The organism is Dictyoglomus sp. LHC4, assembly GCF_055181355.1.
In genome coordinates, this window is record NZ_CM143707.1 from 694,152 (window position 1) to 714,019 (window position 19,868).

The 19,868-nt window shown below is 28.9% G+C and carries 18 protein-coding genes; 7 read left to right on the forward strand and 11 right to left on the reverse strand.

The genetic code is table 11. The features are described from left to right. Position 1: 1 nt before the first annotated feature. The 3 genes from cas10 to rmuC are packed head-to-tail and all read right to left on the reverse strand — an operon-like array spanning position 2 to position 3,515. Positions 2-2,446: a type III-A CRISPR-associated protein Cas10/Csm1 gene (gene cas10 / locus ACY3JO_RS03380; protein ID WP_463085414.1), complete on the reverse strand. Its 2,445-nt coding sequence runs from the start codon at positions 2,444-2,446 to the stop codon at positions 2-4. A gap of 2 nt (positions 2,447-2,448) precedes the next feature. After that, on the reverse strand, positions 2,449-2,757 hold the full coding sequence (gene crn3, locus ACY3JO_RS03385) for a CRISPR-associated ring nuclease Crn3/Csx3 (protein ID WP_463085415.1): 309 nt from the start codon (positions 2,755-2,757) through the stop codon (positions 2,449-2,451). 20 nt (positions 2,758-2,777) lie between these two features. After that, complete coding sequence (gene rmuC, locus ACY3JO_RS03390) at positions 2,778-3,515, reverse strand: DNA recombination protein RmuC (protein ID WP_463085640.1); 738 nt, start codon at positions 3,513-3,515, stop codon at positions 2,778-2,780. Between the two features lie 1,288 nt (positions 3,516-4,803). On the opposite strand from rmuC, the gene queD reads away from it, so the two are divergent. Genes queD through folK form a run of 4 tightly spaced genes read left to right on the forward strand, consistent with a single transcriptional unit; the run spans position 4,804 to position 7,564 of the window. Next, the gene (gene queD, locus ACY3JO_RS03395) at positions 4,804-5,160 is read left to right on the forward strand and encodes a 6-carboxytetrahydropterin synthase QueD (protein WP_463085416.1); all 357 of its coding nucleotides are present in this window, start codon (positions 4,804-4,806) and stop codon (positions 5,158-5,160) included. Continuing rightward, the gene (gene folE2 / locus ACY3JO_RS03400) at positions 5,153-5,953 is read left to right on the forward strand and encodes a GTP cyclohydrolase FolE2 (RefSeq protein WP_463085417.1); all 801 of its coding nucleotides are present in this window, start codon (positions 5,153-5,155) and stop codon (positions 5,951-5,953) included. Before queD ends, folE2 begins: the two co-directional genes overlap by 8 nt. Then, positions 5,931-7,127, forward strand: coding sequence for a dihydropteroate synthase (gene folP, locus ACY3JO_RS03405; RefSeq protein WP_463085418.1), 1,197 nt, complete (start codon positions 5,931-5,933; stop codon positions 7,125-7,127). Before folE2 ends, folP begins: the two co-directional genes overlap by 23 nt. Beyond that, positions 7,109-7,564, forward strand: a complete 456-nt coding sequence (gene folK / locus ACY3JO_RS03410; protein WP_463085419.1) for a 2-amino-4-hydroxy-6-hydroxymethyldihydropteridine diphosphokinase — start codon at positions 7,109-7,111, stop codon at positions 7,562-7,564. Before folP ends, folK begins: the two co-directional genes overlap by 19 nt. Here the strand turns inward: folK and cas2 are convergent. From cas2 to cas6, 8 genes are read right to left on the reverse strand one after another with little or no spacing between them, the layout of a single operon-like run. Beyond that, positions 7,559-7,822 (reverse strand): CRISPR-associated endonuclease Cas2, encoded by a 264-nt coding sequence (gene cas2, locus ACY3JO_RS03415; protein ID WP_463085420.1) that lies wholly within the window; start codon positions 7,820-7,822, stop codon positions 7,559-7,561. The two genes, folK and cas2, sit on opposite strands and share 6 nt — an antisense overlap. Continuing rightward, on the reverse strand, positions 7,823-8,818 hold the full coding sequence (gene cas1b, locus ACY3JO_RS03420; protein WP_463085421.1) for a type I-B CRISPR-associated endonuclease Cas1b: 996 nt from the start codon (positions 8,816-8,818) through the stop codon (positions 7,823-7,825). It lies immediately after the preceding gene. Then, positions 8,815-9,291, reverse strand: coding sequence for a CRISPR-associated protein Cas4 (gene cas4 / locus ACY3JO_RS03425; protein WP_463085422.1), 477 nt, complete (start codon positions 9,289-9,291; stop codon positions 8,815-8,817). Before cas4 ends, cas1b begins: the two co-directional genes overlap by 4 nt. An 18-nt stretch (positions 9,292-9,309) precedes the next feature. After that, positions 9,310-11,679 (reverse strand): CRISPR-associated helicase Cas3', encoded by a 2,370-nt coding sequence (cas3, locus tag ACY3JO_RS03430; protein WP_463085423.1) that lies wholly within the window; start codon positions 11,677-11,679, stop codon positions 9,310-9,312. Continuing rightward, positions 11,651-12,367, reverse strand: a complete 717-nt coding sequence (cas5b, locus tag ACY3JO_RS03435) for a type I-B CRISPR-associated protein Cas5b (protein ID WP_463085424.1) — start codon at positions 12,365-12,367, stop codon at positions 11,651-11,653. Before cas5b ends, cas3 begins: the two co-directional genes overlap by 29 nt. 13 nt (positions 12,368-12,380) lie before the next feature. Further along, entirely contained in the window at positions 12,381-13,292 is a 912-nt protein-coding gene (gene cas7b, locus ACY3JO_RS03440; RefSeq protein ID WP_463085425.1) for a type I-B CRISPR-associated protein Cas7/Csh2, read from the reverse strand. A gap of 17 nt (positions 13,293-13,309) precedes the next feature. Beyond that, positions 13,310-15,067, reverse strand: coding sequence for a TIGR02556 family CRISPR-associated protein (locus ACY3JO_RS03445; protein WP_463085641.1), 1,758 nt, complete (start codon positions 15,065-15,067; stop codon positions 13,310-13,312). Beyond that, positions 15,054-15,824 (reverse strand): CRISPR-associated endoribonuclease Cas6, encoded by a 771-nt coding sequence (gene cas6, locus ACY3JO_RS03450; protein ID WP_463085426.1) that lies wholly within the window; start codon positions 15,822-15,824, stop codon positions 15,054-15,056. The genes ACY3JO_RS03445 and cas6 overlap by 14 nt, the downstream gene beginning before the upstream one ends. A 146-nt stretch (positions 15,825-15,970) precedes the next feature. On the opposite strand from cas6, the gene ACY3JO_RS03455 reads away from it, so the two are divergent. Genes ACY3JO_RS03455 through ACY3JO_RS03465 form a run of 3 tightly spaced genes read left to right on the forward strand, consistent with a single transcriptional unit; the run spans position 15,971 to position 19,868 of the window. After that, positions 15,971-16,690, forward strand: coding sequence for a creatininase family protein (locus ACY3JO_RS03455; RefSeq protein ID WP_463085427.1), 720 nt, complete (start codon positions 15,971-15,973; stop codon positions 16,688-16,690). Positions 16,691-16,738: 48 nt separating this feature from the next. Then, positions 16,739-17,032, forward strand: a complete 294-nt coding sequence (locus ACY3JO_RS03460) for a hypothetical protein (RefSeq protein ID WP_463085428.1) — start codon at positions 16,739-16,741, stop codon at positions 17,030-17,032. Further along, entirely contained in the window at positions 16,983-19,868 is a 2,886-nt protein-coding gene (locus ACY3JO_RS03465; RefSeq protein ID WP_463085429.1) for a diguanylate cyclase, read from the forward strand. Before ACY3JO_RS03460 ends, ACY3JO_RS03465 begins: the two co-directional genes overlap by 50 nt.

The following is a 19,868-nucleotide window of genomic DNA, read 5'->3' on the forward strand; positions in this document are numbered from 1 at the left end:
ATTATTCACGCCCCCTTCTTGTTTTCATTTTAGTAATTTTAGTAGCAACTATTATTAATCTTGGATTTCTTATTTTTTCTTCCCCCCTTTCAAAAAGATTAGTAAGAAGTATATCAGATAATTTTTCTGCTAATTCTTTGTAATCTCTCAAATAATACATAAATCTCCATATTGCAGGTGGGCTTATTTTCCCTTTTAAACTCAATTTAAGAAGAGGATTAAAGCCTTTTATAGATCTCTGAATTTTAGAAATAACTGCTCTTGAGTATGTTTCTTTACCCTTTTTTAAAATTCCTTCTGTCAGGTTTTCAGAAATTTTCAAAGATTCTTCAAATTCCCTATAGGTTAATACTTCTCCTTCTATACTTATCTTTCCTTTTTGTGGATTTTCCTCTTCGGGATATTTGAAGCTTTTAGCCATTTCTAATCCTTCCTCTACTAATGAGGCTCCTCTTATTAAGGGGTAATTATCTGGTAAGTAGTATATACTTCCTGATATTGTGAATACATCTTTAGAACCTGTATATTCCCTATATTTTAAGTGTACTTTTAATGCAAGTTCGTTTATTTCGTCATATGTACCGATAATAAATAGATCATCTCCTCCTATAAATACTGGATATATATATCCCTTTTGGCTCTTTTCTGATACCTGATTTTCTCTTGGCTTTTGGTATTCTTTTATTAAATTAAGTACTTCTTTTTCAAAAAATAATTCTATTCTTCTGCTTAATATTCCATATCTTGTCAATGCTAATGATTTTTTCTCTGAACTTTTTCCTTTGTGTTCCTCTTTCTCTGAAAGCTTTTTAAATATAGAACCCATGTTATCAGCATCCATCTTTAGATAGGCAAGTTTCATATCTCCGTATTTTTCATTATTTATTTCCTTTATATTCCTTTTAGCTATCTCCTCAAAATCGGTAATATCTATTTTGAAGCTTCCTAATAAAAATCCATGAGGTATAAAATCTTCATTGAGATTTACGTTTTCAAGTTTATAAATTCTTATATTAGGTTTTTTCTCAACATGGGACTCAAATTTTATTGAGTAACCAAGAGCTTTGAAGAATTCTAATAATGTTTCAGGGGTATTTGGTTTAGAATTTACCCTTTCTTCAATAAGGTAATTTGCTTTAATTGCATCGTTTGCAAGCTCCACAAAAGAATTGCATGTATTACACCATCTTTCTTGGGGACTTGCATCTTTAGCTTTCTTTTTACCACATATAGTACAATATTCTCCTTCTCCTATGTTTTCATTCTTCGGATTAATTATGACATCGTAAAAATTATCTAATTCTTTATATCTACTCTTTTTTCTTTTTTCCAATATATTTTTTAGTTCTTTTTTCTTTTCTATAAAATTGAACAAGTCATTTATAGAAAGGTACATCCATTCGATACCAAGATATAAGTCTTCTCCAAGAAGTTTCCACAAGTTTTCTATAATAAAAGATCTAAGTTGTTTTAAAGTATTTTCAGGAATATATGATAATAAAAGATCAAAATTTCCGCCTCCAATGTATATAGCATTTACCTGAGTAAATCCTGTATTTTCAAGAATATATTTTGCTGAATATCTTGTTAATAAATCTAAAAATATAGATTTTCCTTTCAACATTCTGCCAGCCTTTTCAGAAGAGACATTAAAAAGAAAACTTTGAATTCCAGAAAGGTCTCCATTTATAAAAGTAAATAATTTTTTATCAAATATGTCGTCTTGAGTATCATCCTTTTTTTGCTTTAGTAATCCATCTTTTATTTTTTCTAAATCTTCTCTTGTTAGTACTCCCTTTATGTAATTTTTGTATAAGATGTGAGAAAGAGCAGTTGTAATTCTGGAGTGATCATATATGGATATATCAGTTTCAAAACCTACTGTTTGGGCAGGTACATTGGAGAAGTAATATTCATAAAGAAGTAAAAGCTGTTCAAAACTTTCCACATATTTGAGTTTATTTAGAAATTCATTAAAGAGTTTGTAATACTCGTATGGACCTACTTTTACTTCTTTTTTAGGAAATGTATTTTCTAAAGTTGTTAACGGGTAAAAAAGCTCCTCAGCGTTTTCGTCTATTTTTTTAAAAGGGGCTGATAGTGGTATATTTATATACTGTCCTTTTTGTTCTTCCTTTTCCTCTCTTTCCGAAGAGGAAAGCCAATCAGCGATTTGAACTATGAGTCCATATTCGTTAGTAGGATTATGATGATTTAAAACTATATCTTCTACTTCTTCTGTTAAATTCTCAGCTAAGAACTTGGGAAAATTTTTATCTGAATTTTCTCTTAGAACTCTTACTAAGAAAGCAGAATATCTTGGATGTCCATAAGAAATTTTTTGAAACTCTTGAGGTAATTCTTTTTTTTCAAATTTTTTTGTCCTTTCTAAGACTTTTCCTATATCGTGAAATAGAGAAGAAAGCAAAATTTTTGTATCATCCAAGTTTATCCCTCCCCATCAATATAGATATCTAAAACATCCCCCACTTTTATTGAAGGTATGTGAGTTTCTATAACGACAGCTCCTAATCTTGGATCATATACTGCAATAAAGGGAGTTGAGTGGTAATAATGAATTAAAAAGCCATAAAGCCATATAGGTCCTCTTCCACTTATTATTAACCCCTTTCTTGAATTAATTTTTGGAGGGGTAATTTCTCTAAGTATAGATGGTTCTATATTTTCACTAAGAATAAAGGAGAGAATTGTATATTCATTATTCTCATCTGTTTTTATAATTACTCTTTCCCCCATATTTTTATTTTAACATATTTTTATTCATTATCATCATGGAAGTTAACAATTCTATCCGACTCATTTTTTATAATTGAATATTTTTGATTTAAGTCTTGAGCTGCATTATAAACATTCTTCAAATGGGAATTAAAATATTTATTCCAAACATCACTTAAATCATTAAAGTGTTTTTTAAGAGTTTCAAGGTCTTTTATTACTTTATTAACTCCTTCTGAAAGCCTTTTGGCATGTATACCTGCTTTGATTAATTCGATTTTTGTACATAGAGTAGTGGAGGAAGTGACTAAAATTTTTTTAGCATATTGTTTAATATCTTCAAACGCCTCATTTATAATAAAATGATAGATGCTTTCGGAGGGAATATAAGCAAAAGCGAAATTTGTAGTTTCTTTCTCAGGAGCAATATATTTTTTAGATATATCGTCTAATTTATCTCTTAAATTCTTAATGAGTTCCTTTTTATATTTTTGTTTCTCTGATTCTTCTTTTGCTTCTAAGTATTTACAATAATTGACTAAAGGGAATTTAGAGTCTATGAATATCCAACCCTCAGTATATTTTATACAGGTATCTGTTTTTATGCCAGGTGCTATTTCACTTCTTATTTTGAGCATATCCTTAGGAATCTGATCTTTCAATATATATTCTAAGAGGAATTCTCCTAAATATCCTCTTTCTTGGGGATTTCTTAATAGATCATTTAAATTTTTATAGTTTTCACTTTTTTCTTTGGCATATATTTGTATTGTATTTATTTTTCGATTACTCCTGAATCATTCCAAGATTTTAGTACAGAATTTGAAATAATATTTTCTAAGTTTTCTTTTTGAAAATCTATTTTGTTATCTATGATTTTTTAATCTAAAAAAAAGCCACATAATAAATAATAAAGTTGATATAGTAATAAGAAAGGTGACTAAATTTAGCATGTTTACCCCCCTTATTTAAAAAATAAGTTTAAATTGATAATTTATAAATAAGTAATCATTAAAAAAGACGATAGGTATTCTATAGTACCACTTCTTTTGCGAAAAGTTTACCTATAGGTTTCTACTTTTTTTGCAGTCTTCCATGATATTTTTGGGGGTAAAACGTAATTTCTACGCTACAAACCCTTACCTCTTTTCAATCAGCAGTTTCTTTTCTCTATTTTAAAAGTTTTTATTTCCTATTTGGTTTCTTTAAGGGTTTGCTTAAACATTCTTCTTGGCCTCTTCTAATTCCTTAATAATTGATTTGATTATGTCTATGTTATTGAGGATATTCTCTGCTTCCCACCTTGATTGCCTATCCACTACCTCATGATTGTAGAACTTTTCTCAATACATCTCAAGTTTAGCCTTATATTCCTTTATCTTGGCCTCTAATTCTTCTATCTTATTCCTATCCAATTAAATCATCTCCTTATGGTTGTTTTATATTGATAAACATTATACTAACTACCCGTACTTTTGTTTTCATCACATTTTTAATTCTTAACTAAATTTTTCCCATGATATGTTCCGCTTATTGAGGATAGTAGGTTTCAATCCCTTATAGGTACGCTATAAACAAATATCTCAACCTGGAAGTGAGGACAATTGAGGGGTGTTTCAATCTCTTATAAGTACGCTACAATTTTATAGGTGGTATAGCATAAAAAAAGTTAGATGTAAATAGGGTTTGTGATATAAAAAATATATTTCTGTCGATTCCCCAGGGTTTTGGGTTTATTGGGGGTAGACTGTAAAAATAGTTTTTAAGAATAAGCTAAATTGTTTTCTAATAAAGCAAAGAACTATTTTGAAAAATATTTGGGATAAAAAATCATTAAGAAATTAGTGAGAATAAAGTTTAGCAATGAAAGGAGGCTATCTCTAATTGTTACATTTTCTGTCGATCTCAAAAAATATGAATAAAAATAATTTGATTGAGGTTTTTATGTAACAAAAAGTTAGACTTACGATTATATAGATAAAGTTATAAATTTTGTACTTAAATGGTATAATCTATAGAGATTTATTAAGAGATTTATATAGGTTAAGTAAGGAGTATAGATAGAAAATGTTGCTAATTAAAAAATTTAAGTTTGATGCAGCCCATAATTTAGTAAGCTATAAAGGAAAGTGTGAGAGATTACACGGACATACTTATGAATTAGTGATAGTTTTGGAAGGTGAGCCTGATGAGGAAGGTATAATTATGGATTTTGTAGAATTAAAGGATATCGTGAAGAAGGAAATTATTGATGTACTGGATCATAGTTATATAAATGATATAATCTCACAACCTACAGCTGAGAATATAGCTATATGGGTTTGGAATAAATTAGAAGGCAAATTAAGAAGTAAAAATTTTTCTCTTTATGAAGTACAAATATGGGAAACTTCAGATAGTGGAGTGATATATAGAGGTGGATAATTTAAAAGATGTACAAAGTGAAAAAGATGAAAGAGGTATATCCCTAAAAAAAGTAGGGATTAAGAATTTTTATTATCCTATAAAGGTTTTTGATCAAAGAAAAGGTCACCAATATACTATAGCTCAAATAGATCTTTCTGTGGATCTTAGACATGATTTAAGAGGTACACATATGAGTAGGTTTGTTGAGGTTTTGGATGAGATTGATGTGATTAGGCCTGAAAATTTAGAAAGAATTTTGCAGAAGGTTAAGACAAAGTTAAGAGCAGAAAGTAGCCATATAAGACTTATCTTTCCTTACTTTATCTGGAAAAAGGCTCCAATTTCGCAGATGGAGTCGCCTAATAAAATAGAATGTATAATTGAGGCAGAGCTTTTTAAGGATTTGGAGATGATTGTAGGTGTAAAAGTTCCTATTCATACTCTTTGTCCCTGTTCTAAGGAAATAAGCGAGTTTGGAGCTCATAATCAAAGAGCTATAGCAAATATAGAAGTTAAGTCGAAGAAACTTATATGGTTTGAGGATTTAGTTGAAATAGCAGAGAGTTCTGCAAGTGCTCCAGTTTATTCTCTTTTAAAACGTCCAGATGAAAAATATATTACAGAGATGGCATATAATAATCCAAAATTTGTAGAAGATGTAGTAAGAGATATAGCCTTTGTTTTAGATAAGGATAAAAGGATAGAGTGGTATAGGGTGGAAGTAATAAGTTTTGAGAGTATTCATAATCATGAAGCTTTTGCATGTGTAGAGAAAGGGTGGATAAAGAATGATAATGGAATTAACACCTGAATTTTTAATTAAAGAGATAGATAAAGTAGGAGCTCATTTTGATTCTTTTTCAATTTTTCTTAGAAAAAGTAGAATTATTCCCTTGAAGATTTTTGAACTTACGTCTCCTACTGCCAATATTTTGAAGCAGGAGATGCTTTCTATTGGAGGAGATGTTGTAGTTCATAAAAATGTTATTAATTGTGGAATAGATAAAAGTGATGTAATTCTTCTTGGGACAAGAAAACACTATGATATTCTTATGAAGAAATTGGAAAATATCAATTATTTTGATATTCCTAAGGTTTATAATCTTTTAAAGAATTTTTTTGAGAAGGATAAAGTTTCTTATATTGAATCTCCTTGGAATAGAAAAATAACTTTTGATAGAACTTTAATAATGGGAATAATAAATGTGACCCCAGATTCTTTTTATGCCAATTCTCGTAAGATAAATTTAGAAGAGATTTTAAATACTGCTAAATATATGATAGAAAGCAAGGTGGATATTATTGATATAGGGGGGCAATCAACAAGACCTGGCTCTGATCTTATAGATGAAGAGGAAGAAATTAATAGGGTTATTCCTGCTGTAAAGATAATTAGGGAGAATTTTTCAAATATTTTCATTTCAGTGGATACTTATAGAGCAAGAGTAGCTAAAAAGGCAATAGAATTGGGAGCAGATATGATAAATGATATCAGTGGGTTTAGATTTGACGATAATCTTGTCAAGGTTATTTCTGAATATAAAATTCCTTATGTTTTAATGCACATGAAAGGTACACCTAAGGATATGCAAATAAATCCATATTATGATGATGTAATTAAAGAAATATATGATTTTTTCTTAGAAAGATTAAATTATGCAGAGAGATATAAGGTTGATCTGGATAAGGTGATTATTGATCCAGGTATAGGTTTTGGTAAGAGATATGAAGATAATTTAGAGATATTAGCCAGGATAACTGAATTTAAAAGTTTGAAAAAACCTATTTTAATAGGAGCTTCAAGAAAAAGTTTTATAGGAAAGGCTTTAGGAGATATTCCTCCTGAGGAAAGATTAGAAGGCACTCTTGGAGTTACAGCTCTTTGTGCACTTAAGGATGTTGATATTGTTAGAGTTCACGATGTAAAGGAAAATAAGAGAGTAATTGATGTTATAGAGGCTATAAAATGCATAAGGTCTTCATAGCATTAGGGAGTAATTTAGGTGATAAAAGAAAAAATATTGAGATAGCTATAGAAAAGATTAAAGAAAAAGGAATTAATATTTTGAAAGTGTCTTCTATAATAGAAACAGAACCTTATGGATATAAAGAGCAGGACAGTTTTTTAAATGCTGTTTGTTTGGTAGAGACAGATCTTGAGCCATTTTCTTTATTAAAAGTTCTGTTAAAAATTGAAGAAGAGATGGGAAGAAGAAGGATTTTTAAATGGGGTCCGAGGAATATTGATTTAGATATTATATTTTATGATGATTTAATAATTGAAACGGAAGAATTAATAATACCGCATCCTGATGCCCATAATAGGAACTTTGTTATGGGGCCTATTTCTGAGATTGAACCAGAATTTATACATCCAGTTTTAAAAAGAAAAGTGATAGATATATATAATGATCTTTTATAATATCTGTTCTCTTTTATTTTTCTCTATTCCTAATATCTGTCTTTCTGAATATTTTGTGGTTCTCATAATGTAGAAAATAACAGAATCTTCTTCCTCATTTATTATTAATTCTATTTCTCTTTTTAATCTTTCGAATTTTGCTTCTGTTATTTCTCCTTCGAGGACAGAATTTTGTATCCATTCTAAATATTTTCTTGCAGTGTTTAGTACCTTGTTAACTCTCTTTTGATTTACATCATAAACCATTATTATGTACATTTACCATGGAGATATATAAGGAGAATATTTTTCTTCCCCTAATAAATGTTTCTCAAGTTTATAGAGTTCTAATCTTATTAACCTTCTATAAGAAATTTTTCCTAAATCTTTATATTGAATAGTAGTTTTCATTTTTTCTTCAAAGTTTTGCACAAAGAGTTTCATACCTTTTTCCTTAAGGTATACACCATCTAATTTTTCATCAAAATCCTTAGGTGTTATCTCTTTTTTATTTACCATAGAAAAGATGATTCTATCTACAATAATTGGTTTAAATATTTCTGCTACATCTAAGTTTAAAGAAAATCTTCTGAAGTTTGTAGCATGTAAATATCCTATTCTTGGATCTAAATGTGTTTTGTATATTTCTGAGAGAATTGCTGTATAGAGTAGGGAATTTCCAAAACTTATAAGGGTGTTCATATAATTAGAAGGTGGTCTTTTGGTTCTTTCTTCAATGAAGAAATCCTCATTTTCTGTAATTTCATTAAAACATGAATAATAAATATCCCTTATATTGCCTTCTATTCCCATTATCTCATCTACTTTTTTGCAAATTTCAATTCCCTCAGCCAAATCTTCTATGTATTGTATTTTAGGTTTTAATAAATCTTTACCTCTATTTGTATAATAGTTTAAAACCTTTCTTATATTATCAATAGCTCCTTTTACAAAACATTTTGCTAATTCTAATCTTTTTTCAGAATCCAAATAATATTCTGCCTGTTTTAGGATCATATAACCTGAGTTATAATGCTCTCTTGGATAAAAGCTTCCCACATAATATTCATAGTAATTGTAAAAATGAAGGATTATTTCTTTTTGAGATAAATATTCTAAAATTTCTTTATTTAAAGTTACTTCACCAAATATATGCAAATCTCTCACATTTTCTATTGGTAAATATTTTTTCTGACCATCAGAAGTTTCAAAGTATATAGTATTGTGCTTTCTTTTTAATTCTCCACTAGTAAAGATATATATACTTTCACTCATGACCAGCAAAAATCCCTATATGCACAGAGTTTACAATAAGGAATTTTTTGGGGTAACGGAGGTTTTCCCTTATATATGACAACCTCGATCCTTTTAATAGTATCATCAATTTTCTCTTCTAGTTCTTTGTCTAATACTACTCTAACTCTTCTTTTTTCTTTGGGAAATATAAGTAATCCATAAGCATTTATGCCATAGTTATTTTTAAGGGAATATAGGTAAAAAGCAAGTTGAATTTTGGCAATTTCTTGTACCTTTGAACTCTTTTTTATCTCTCCCACAATTAATGTTTTATTTTCAGTTTTAATAAGGTCTATAATCATGTTTTCTAAGCTTATTTTTTTCTTTTCGTCTTTAAAACTTTCTTCATCTATTAATCTACCAAGCTCTAAGTATGGATGGTCTTGATCTGGAGTTATTTGGTGGGCCATTAGCCATGCTTGTCTTTCACATATTAAGAAGCTTTCAATCAAACTCCCTGTAATCATATTTCACCAAAGTAAAATATCGCTTTTAATTTTATATCCTGTTTCTTTGTTATAGAAATCTTCCAAATTATCCTTGGATATATATCCAAAACCATATTCAAAGGCTGGTAGATTTTCTGCTTTTTTGGGAATTGATATCACATATTTATAAAAATCATCTCTTATTTTTAGAAATTCTAATCTTCTTTCAAATATATCTTTTATTTCTTTAAGCTTTATATATTGGTTCCATAGATTTTCTGCTTCTTCATTTAATTCTACAAATACATCAATTTTTGGTTGATCTTCTTCAATAAGTTTGAAATCTTCGATACCTATATATTTATCATTTTCGTTTTCTGTATATCCTGAATATCTTAATGAATATATTGCATCTAAGAAGTTTTTAGATATGTCTTTGGCCTTTCTTTCATTAATCTCATAAAAATAATTTTGTATATAGTTGATAAATTTTATTTCTTCTATTTTTTCATCTTTTTTAAGAATATTGTTAGTAACATCCAAAAGAATTTTGTCATATATATATGAGGCGTATCTTCTTTTTTCATCTTGTAAAGAATAGATGTATACTTCACCAACATTCTTTAGCCAGTTTCTATTACATCTTCCAGCTGATTGGTTTATAGAATCCAGAGGTGCAATATCTCTATAAACAATATCTAAATCAATATCTACCCCTGCTTCTACCAATTGGGTCGTAACTACTATTCTTTTTTCTCCTTTTTTTATACTCTCAATTTTTTCTAAACGTTCCTTTGGTACTATGTGGCTTGAGAGAAAAACTATATCTTCCTTGGTTTTTTCTTTTAAAAGATTATAAAATTTTTGAGCTGAGTTTATTGTATTAAAGATAAACATATATGATTTGTCAGGTTTGATGTTAATGTTTTCAATAAACTGCTCTAATAGAAGGGACTCATCAAGACGAGGAATCAATACTGTACGATTTAGTTTTGTAAAGTAGGCCTCAGCATTTATCAAGTTGAAAGTTTCCTCTTTTTTAAATATAAGGGGTTGGGTAGCTGTAGAGAAAATAATATATGTATTAAATTTTTCTACAAGTTCTTTAAATATCTCTCTTAACAGGTGCCAATATTTTATGGGAATTGATTGTACTTCATCTAATATAATAATACTTCCAGATATTCTATGTAATTTTCTTAGATTTGAATTTTTATTTGAAATTAATGTATGAAAGAGTTGTACAAATGTGGTTATTATTATTTCTGAATTCCAGCCTTCTATTAATATTTTTGCGTGGTCAGGCTCTATCTCATTATCATTATATTTATAATAGGTTTCTGAAAGATGATGATGTTTTAATATTATGGTAGAATCTATGTTTCCAAAATATTTTAGTAGGACTTTTTCGAGCACATTTGCATTTTGCTCTATAATACTTAGAAAAGGTAATGAATATATAATTCTTGGAGTATATCTTTTCTTTTTTCTTATTTCCTCTCTTAGCTTAAGGGCGAAGGCAAAAGAAACAAAGGTTTTTCCAAGACCTGTTGGAAGAGTTAGAGAAAAAATTTTCTGATCAAGGTCAATATCTTTTTTTAACACTTCTTGATATGCCTTTTCTCTAAGTTCATTTATAGGTTTTCTTTCAGCCTTCATGTCTTTTTTATAATTGTCTACTACGGTATATGGTATCTCTAATAGATTTCTTTCTATTTTACCTACCGTGACTTCGCTTTTATCCGCATCTATTAAGATGGAGAAAAGTAGGTTATTTAATAAATAATATTCTGGAGAATTTTCATGTTTTAAATTTTTAATTTTTATTCTCTTAATCTTTATATCTTTTGAAACTTGTTCTATAATTTCTTTTAATTTATTTTTTGAAATTTCACTAAAAAGTGGTTCCTCTATGTTTTTTATTAAGATATTAAATTTTTCCTCTTCTATGCTATCAATTTGTCTATGTAATAGCTCTTTATCTTCTTCAGATATATCCAATTCTATTAGTATATCTAAGAAGTCACCATGATGTCTTTTAACATTTATGTAGGAGATTATAGGAAGTATTATTTTGATGTTTTCAGGAATATTTTCATTTTCAAAAGTTTTCTGAGTTATATAGTAAGCAATAAAGGAGGAGAGGAGAGAGTGTCTTGTTTCTTTTTTACTCTCTTCATCTCTACCAGAGAGTAAATATTCTTGGAAAAATTTTGTGGCTTTTCCTATATCATGGGACAAAGTATTTATTTTTATTATTTTTTGCAATTTCTCCTTTGATAGGAGTAAGTTTTCCATAGGAATGTCGCTTAAGAAACTGATGGCAAGATTCATAGTGTTTTTTAAGTGTATTTCTAAATATTTATCTGGATGGGAAAATAAATTAGAAAAATATAACATTTGTTCCACCATCTTCCTGATAGTATTTATTTACTCTGACTTTGATAGGTTTTCCTTGGCTTTCAAAGACCACATCTTCATACCTCTCTACTATTCTGTCTTTATTCATTATCAATGGGATTCTTTCCTTAAAATAACTTTTTCCTTCTTCAAAAATTATCTTGTTTTCTAATATTTGGGATATAGGGATTAAAGTTGATATAAATATTTCTCCATTTTCTTTCTCTGTAAAATCTTTTATTCCTATAAATTGAAAATCTCCTAAAAGTTCTGAAAGGCCTAAAGAGAAGGTGTAATAACTTTTATGATTTTTAATATTTTCTACAAGTTTGCCAAATATTTCTTCATTCTCATGATAGAAATATATTCTATATCTTGGATCTTTGATAAATTCTGTTTTTACTTGAGTTCTTGCATCATGATTTTTCTTTTTAATTGGTATCCAGATGTTTCCTTTTGTGTTTGTTAAATTTAAGCCTAATCTTATCTTTTTAATAGGATTTACAATTTGTAATGCTATTTTGCAGTTATTAAAGGAAAAAGTTTCTAAGTATTCTTTTCTATCTATTCCTAAAATAGCTCCAAGCATGCCTAATATGGTAGGAGGTGGAGGAAAAGGAAAGGAAAGGGGAGATGATGTGGTATAGAATTTTCTGAAATGGGCTAATTCTCCAAAAATATCAAAAACTAAGACTTTCATTAAAAATCATCTCCTAAAATGGTAGTTCTTCTGTTTGGAAATCTTTTAGAGATTCCTTTAATGTGACTTCTTTCCCGTCTGATACTAAGTTTACTCTTTCATTTACTTTATATCTGATTTTTTCGATTTTGTCCTTATTTTCTGTGAATACCCTTATTAGTTCTGTAATATCTATTTTTACTTGTGATATATCCCTTATTTTTTCATCCTCTATATCTGATATAATTTTTACTCTTCTATCTAATTCACCTATGTAAAAGTATGAATCAGGTTTGTGAATAACTTGTATTAAAAGTCTTGGAACTTGGCCAAATTTTGAAGTAGATATTAAATTCTTTGTACCATGCCATATTCCCTCCATCATATTGTCTATATCTTCTTCAGTAAGAGGAATATTTTGGACTTTTGCTAAATTTTCATTTACTATTCCGTAAAAGGCTATTAAAGAATAAGGAAGAATGTATTTTTCGGTAAAAGTACCTTGAGTTTTGCCTGATTTTGAGGGCATTACTGTTGTTCCTTTTATATAGGTTAGATCAACTTTATGAAGAGATCTTCCAAATTTGAACTGTACTGGTCCAGTTAAAGTCATGGTTTTCCCCTCTACTGCATTGGTTGCTCCAAAAAGTCTTATATCAATACATTTCTCAATAATTTCATTATTATCTTTGAACTCCTTTAATCTATCTTCTTTAGTTTTTAATTCCCCCTTATCGTCTCTTATTTCTCTAACAAAAACTTCTAATCCTTTATACTCGTGTAGATAATCTCTTATTGTCCTTTTAAGTCTTACATCTGTAACAATATTTACTCCTGTTTCTTCATCTATCCTTGGTTTATTTTCGTCCATTGGATCTCCATTTGGATTTGCATCTGTTACGTCATAGAGAAAAAGTATTTCAGATCTATTTTTTAACTCACCCATTTAAAACACCTCCTATCTTAATTTTTTTCTGGATAAATATATGGTATTAGTTCATCTAATAGGTTCATACCACATGCAAAGTAGAAATTAAGCTCATCGTTTGAAAGTTTCCAATTATCTCCAGCCAGAAGTAGATAGTAAGAGGCTTCTTCTGCTAATTTTTGTTTTCCTTTATCAAAGGAATCGTACTCTTGTAATTTATTTATTACTTTTGGAAGAAGCCCTTTAAAGTCTTTTTCTTCCATTTTTAAACTTTTTAGTTGTTTTCTAAAAGGATCACTGCCTCTTTGGGAATATTGTACATTTAATAACATTTGGGTTAAGGCGCCGATCAAGAAAAGGCCCTTTTTAAGGGGATGATTAAAGGCTGGAGAAAATTTTTTAAATATAGGCTCAAATAATCTTTCTTCTTCCATATTTATCACCTCCATACGGATTAAGTCTAAATAAAGTAGAAACAAAAGGGACATTATAGCCTCTTTTACTACAAAGGAGAAATATTCATCTCTAACATACTGAGTTCTTGTTTTTCTCATAAAAAATTGGAATATGAAATCTTTATCTATGGGTCTATTTTTGAATATGTGATCTACAATTTCTAAAAAGTAATTTACAAGGTCTGTTTCTCTTTTATCAGGATCTGATTTTGAAAAGAAAGTCCATAGATTTCTCATAGTGAAATCTGCATTAAATAATTTATCTACCTCTTCTTTTGCTTTGAATATACTTCTTAGTCGAGAGGGTAAAACATCCTCTATGAGTGCAAGGATTTTTTCTGCACTTTGTTTTCTTTCTATAAATAAAAAGTTTAAAGTAATATAATCGTCGGTGGCAGATAAATACTGTAAAATATCTTCCTCATCTCCAAGATATCTCTTAACAGTATTCTTCTTTAGGGATAGCAGTTTTGGAGTATCGAAAAATATGTTATAAACATCTTCCTTTATAAATTCCCTTCCTAAGAGAAATTTGGGGATAAGCTGATAAGAAATTCCTGCCATTTTGAAAGTAAGCTCTTTTTCAATATATTCTTTCCCCTTTTCTAAGCTACGTCTACAGTCTTCACATAATGGAAAGTTTTTCCATGCTTCTTTTTCTTTGAAACCACCAGAGATAAATCCTGGTTTATCTATTGTATAGAAGGCATATATTCCGTCCCCTATGGAAACTTCTTTTTCCTCTAAGCATATAGAACATTGGCCTATATTGGAACCTTTTTTACCCTCTTTTATCTTCACCAATTTTTCTAAAGTTTTTGTAAAAACTTCTTTATCTCCTAAATATTCTATTTTTCCTTCTTTTTTAAACTTTAAGGTTAGAAATACGCCTTCCTTTTTTGGTATATCTTTTAGTTTTTGCTTGAATTCCTCTATTATTTCATTCTCATGATTTTTTAATTCTGTATAAATCTTTTCTAAATATTCTTTTTCCTCTTTGGATATCTCTAAATTTTTTTGTGAAAAAACATCTTTGAACCAATTTAAAACTTTAATAGATAGAGTTTTTTCTATCTCTGTAACTTTGGTAGAAGGTGTAAAATTAGGTCCATTAGCAGGACCACTTCTGTACAGGTATTTTATTTTCTTTTCCGAATCATAGTCTTCAGGTTCAATTCCTATATACTTTATTTTACCGTTTTCTTCAAAAGTTAAGCAAAAAACATTATTATATTTTTGGTTAGGGTTTGGATCTTCAATAAGGATTTCGATCTGGTTTTTGATATTCTTTTTTAATAATATGTCTCCTATCTCTTTAACCGCATCAAGCATCTTCATCACTCTCCTTTCCCCTCCATATTTCCCACATTCCAAATCCTGCTGAATTTTTATTTCCTAAGCCTGTCTCGTAGGTGAGATAAATTAATTCTGGATCCCCTACGAGCTCGTAGATGCCAGTGTATCCTTCTATAATGGTGTCCTTAAATTTTATAATTTTTAAGTTTTCTTGTACTGAGAATTTTAAGGGTTTTATTTCAAGAGACATTTGTTCTGCATCTTTTCCGTAAAGAAGGTGATATTTTTTCTTTGCGTTTTTCTCCATAAGTTTTGAGAATTCTTTATCAATTGGTTTGTAATAATGTACAATTTTTTCACCATCCTTTTTATATAAAGTGCTATATATGGTAATGGGGGATAAAGCTTTAATTATTACTTTATTTTCTATCTTTGGAGTAGTTACTATTTCAAGCTGAGAGATATATATCTTTTTATTGCATAATTCAAATTCTCTTTCTTTAAAACTTCTTTCAGCTAAATTTCCTACTATATCTTCTATGGGAGAAGAGAAGTATATTGTTATTTTTCTCTTAAATATTAATTTTTCATTATCTTTGGAGAGAATGCCCTTTTCCAATATACGGGAAAAAGTGAATAATTTGAATTTTCTTTTTCCTAAAGGGAAACCTATATTATGAAGTTTTGTAGCAAGATCTGGGGTAAAGGTTTTGTATATGAGAGCTTGAATATGGTGATTATAATGTTTTGGAAGTACTATGTCTCCATCTAAGCTTTCATATGTTAATTTTATTCTCATGTCTTCTCCCTCATATATAAGTATACTTCAATTTCTATTCTATTTACAAACTATTCTTTTTACACTTATAGAATACCATAATAAAGTGACAAAATCAGTCCCTGATAAAATATTTATAGAGAAGAAAAATTTAAGGGGTGAAGAATATGATGAAATATAGATATGAAACTATGTTTCCTCATCAGTTACAGGAAATTTTGAGTAGTAAACCCATAGTTTATTTACCTGTAAGTCCTATAGAATGGCATGGAGAACATTTGATATTTGGTACTGATGCTTTTAGGACGAGAAAAGTATTGGAGTTGGTATGGGATGAGATAGGGGGAGTTTTATTTCCTACTTTATTTATAGGTACTGATGGTATAAAGATAAAAAATGGAGAGAATTTATGGGGAATGGAGATGTTTGCAGAAGAAAAAATTCCAGGAAGTGTATTTGTGAAAAAAGATGTTCTTTATTATCTTCTTAGTGATGTACTTTTCTTTTTAGAGAGAACAGGATTTAAAATGACAGTAGTTTGTAGTGGACATATGGCTAAAGAACAGATTGAAGTTATTGAGAGATTGGAAAGTGAATATATGGACAGGGTTATGAAGGTTTTGGGATGGCATTGGGGTAAGGTGAAATATCCAGAGGGACTTGTATCAGCAAATCCTATGCATGCAGGAATAGAAGAGAGTAGTGAAATGATGAGTATAGATTTAGGCTATGTTGATCTTGATAGAATAGGAAGCAATAATGTGGATGTAAAGGTTGGGCTTACAAAAGAAGCTCTTAAAGGTGTAGATGAAAAACTTGGGGATAAAAGATTAAATTGTGAGGCTCAATGTTTGATAAAAGAAATTAAATCTTTAATGAATTTGTGATAAAATTCAATTAATAAATGATATAAAAATAAATAAATGGGGTTAATCTTGCAGAATATTAATTATTTAGAATCTCTCCTTGAAAGGGAAAAAATAGTGTATTTAGATTTTCCACAGGGAAGTGGAAGAACCTATATACTAAAGTCTTTATACAATAAATTAAAATCCCAATCTATCTTTACTCATTATGCATCCCATAGGACTCCTATTGGTGAATTGTTCTTATCATTGCTTGTTTTGATTGATAAAAAAAAGGTTTTTAGAAGAGAAGGATCATATAGTTGGACCTATTTTGAGGCGTTACATACATCCAAGGTTTTTATCTCTTTTGAAAGATTATGAGGCTGAAGAGGTAATCACAAAAGATGCTGAGATCTCTCAAATTTTGGATATTATTAAGGTGATTCTTGAACGTAAAACTATAAAATACTGGTTCTTTGATAATTGGCAAGAATACTTACATTTTAATGAAATTTTTTCAGAACTAATCCCTTATTTAAGGAAAAAGTATGATATAAGATTTTTAATTGCAGGTAAGGATTTTGCTTTGAATTGTTTTAGGTTTAATCCTGATCAGTATGTTGTACCTATAACTAAGGAAGGTATTGTAGTTTATGAAATGTCTAAGGCTTTTAATATTACCCCTAAAGAAGCTGAAAAATTATATAGCTTAAGTAAAGGTAATTGGAATAATGCAGAAGTTATTTTTGTGAATCAATTTAAACCTTTAGATGAGATTATACATGAAAAAGTCTCTAACCTTTATGAGAGTGATAAAAATGCCCTTTTTACTTTCACCATAGTGGGTAAAACATTTTCTTCTACTACTATAAAGGCTGTTAAGGATATTTATGGCCCTCTTAAATTTATGAAGGAATTTGCTGAAAGCAGAATTCTAAAATGGGAATATCCTTTATGGAGATTTGCCTCAGAAGATGTACTTAATAATATTAGAAGCTATATAAAGGATGAAAAAGTTTTAAGAGAGAAATTTACTAAAAAGCTTTCTTCATACAATTACTCTGATTTATGGGGAAGACTGGCTTTACTTTCAGAAGATGATATAAGAAGTTGGACTTTATTTAAACTTAAGGAATATAGAAGTACATATAATCTACAGAGAAAAAGTAATATTCTAAAGGAGATTCTTCAAAAAGAGATACCCAATAGGGATCTTTACAGAAGGGAATTAATTGATTTACTTATTAATTTCCAAGAATTTTCTCAGTCTTTAGAACTTATAAATGATTTAGAAGAAAATAATTTATTTGATTTAGCAACTAAGGTTAGATGTCTATCTTATCTTGGTAAATATGAAGAGGCAGAAGAAATTATTAAGAATAATTTTATGGATATTTCTGTATCTTATGAAACTCCAGAGATTCTTTCAAGAATAGGAAGTTATTATTTCTTGTCTAAGAAGATTGAGGATGGATTATATCTTTTTAATAAATATCTTGATCGAATTATAAATCTTGGATCTTCTCCTAAATATATGGCTAATTTTTATAATATGCTTGCTCTTTTGACTATTGGAGAGAATAAATATGAGAAGGCGCTTTCATTTTTGGAAACTGGTCTTTCTTTTGCAAATAGGACAAAGGACAAAGTAATTTTGCATAAATTATTGAATAATATAGGTGATTTGAAGGCTTACTTGAATGGGCCAAGATCCTCTATTTATGCTTCTTTGAAAGCATATGAGCTTTCAAAATACCTATCACTAAATCTAGTAGTTATAAGTTTGGGTAATTTAATAAAGAAAAAGATTCAATATTCTAATTATCAAGAAGTGATAGGTTTAATCAATATCCTTGAAAATCTTTTAGAGGATATTAAATTTGATTACTTTTTATATTCAGGTTATAGGAGATTAGCAATATCATATCTTTATTATGGGAAATTATATGATTTGGAAAGAGTAATTCAGAAACTGGAAGGAATTAAAAATATAAAAGAGAGTGAGATATTAGTGAAAATATTAAAGACTTTTCTAAATAAGGAATATGATATTTCTGAAGAAGAAGTCCTTAATACTAAGGAGGAACAAATAATTACCTTATATATGAAACTTGCTGCTGAAAAAGGAATTGATCTTTCAAAGTCATTAAGAGGATATCCTACAGACTTTCCTTTGCATGTTTTTTTGAAGGGATTTATTCTAAAAGAAAGCTTTTTTAATCTTATAGGTTACATTGATGAAATGTTAGAAAGATGGGAGTTTTTAGATGCTTTATATTCATACATGCTTCTTGATGAATATATGGTTAGGAGAGAATTTTTTATGGGATTTCTTCCATATGTAAGATTGGAAGCTTTTGAACTTGCTATTCTTCTTGGGATTGAAGATGTGATAAATAAAATAAAAGAAAAGATGGGTGATACTTATAAGGAGATAATGCATGAACACTCCAAACTAAGGGCTCTTGATCTTTATATGGGAAGAGCATTGATGGAGGCAAGAGGAGAGGAAGAGGCTATGGAGATTATATATAGGATTTTGACAGATTTTTTGGAAGATTTTATGGTAAGGATAGATATAGGTGATAGAGTCTTAGAGAAAGGAAATAGACTTTTATATGATTCTCATTTAAGTCTTACTTATAGAAGAATGCCGTATACAATTAAGCTTTATTCCTTAGAAAAACCTTCTCCAAAAGTTTTCTTTGTTATGAGAAATATACTTAAGAATTTTATTATCTTTTGGGAGAAAAAATATGGAATTTATGATCCTTTAACAGGTATTTTTAATAGATCTTATGGAGAAAGAAAAATAGAAGAAGCCTTTTCTGACTTTGTAAGAGAAAAGGAGAAATTTAGTGTTGTATTTATAGATATAGATTCTTTTAAAAAGATTAACGATACTTTGGGACATTTATATGGTGATTACTTATTGAAAGAAGTTGCTAATATTATTAAAAATTCAATTAGACAAAGCGATTCTGCTATTAGATGGGGTGGAGACGAATTTCTTGTAATATTGAGAAAGGCTGATTATGATGATGCTTTAAAAGTGGTGGAAAGGATAAAAATGCATATTGATGATTCTACTAACGGAAAAATAAAAATAAGTTATGGAATAGAGACTTCTTCAGAAGATATTACTTCACCTAATGAATTAATAAGTAGGGCTGATTTAAAGATGTATAAATATAAGTATGAAAGAGGGGAGAGATAA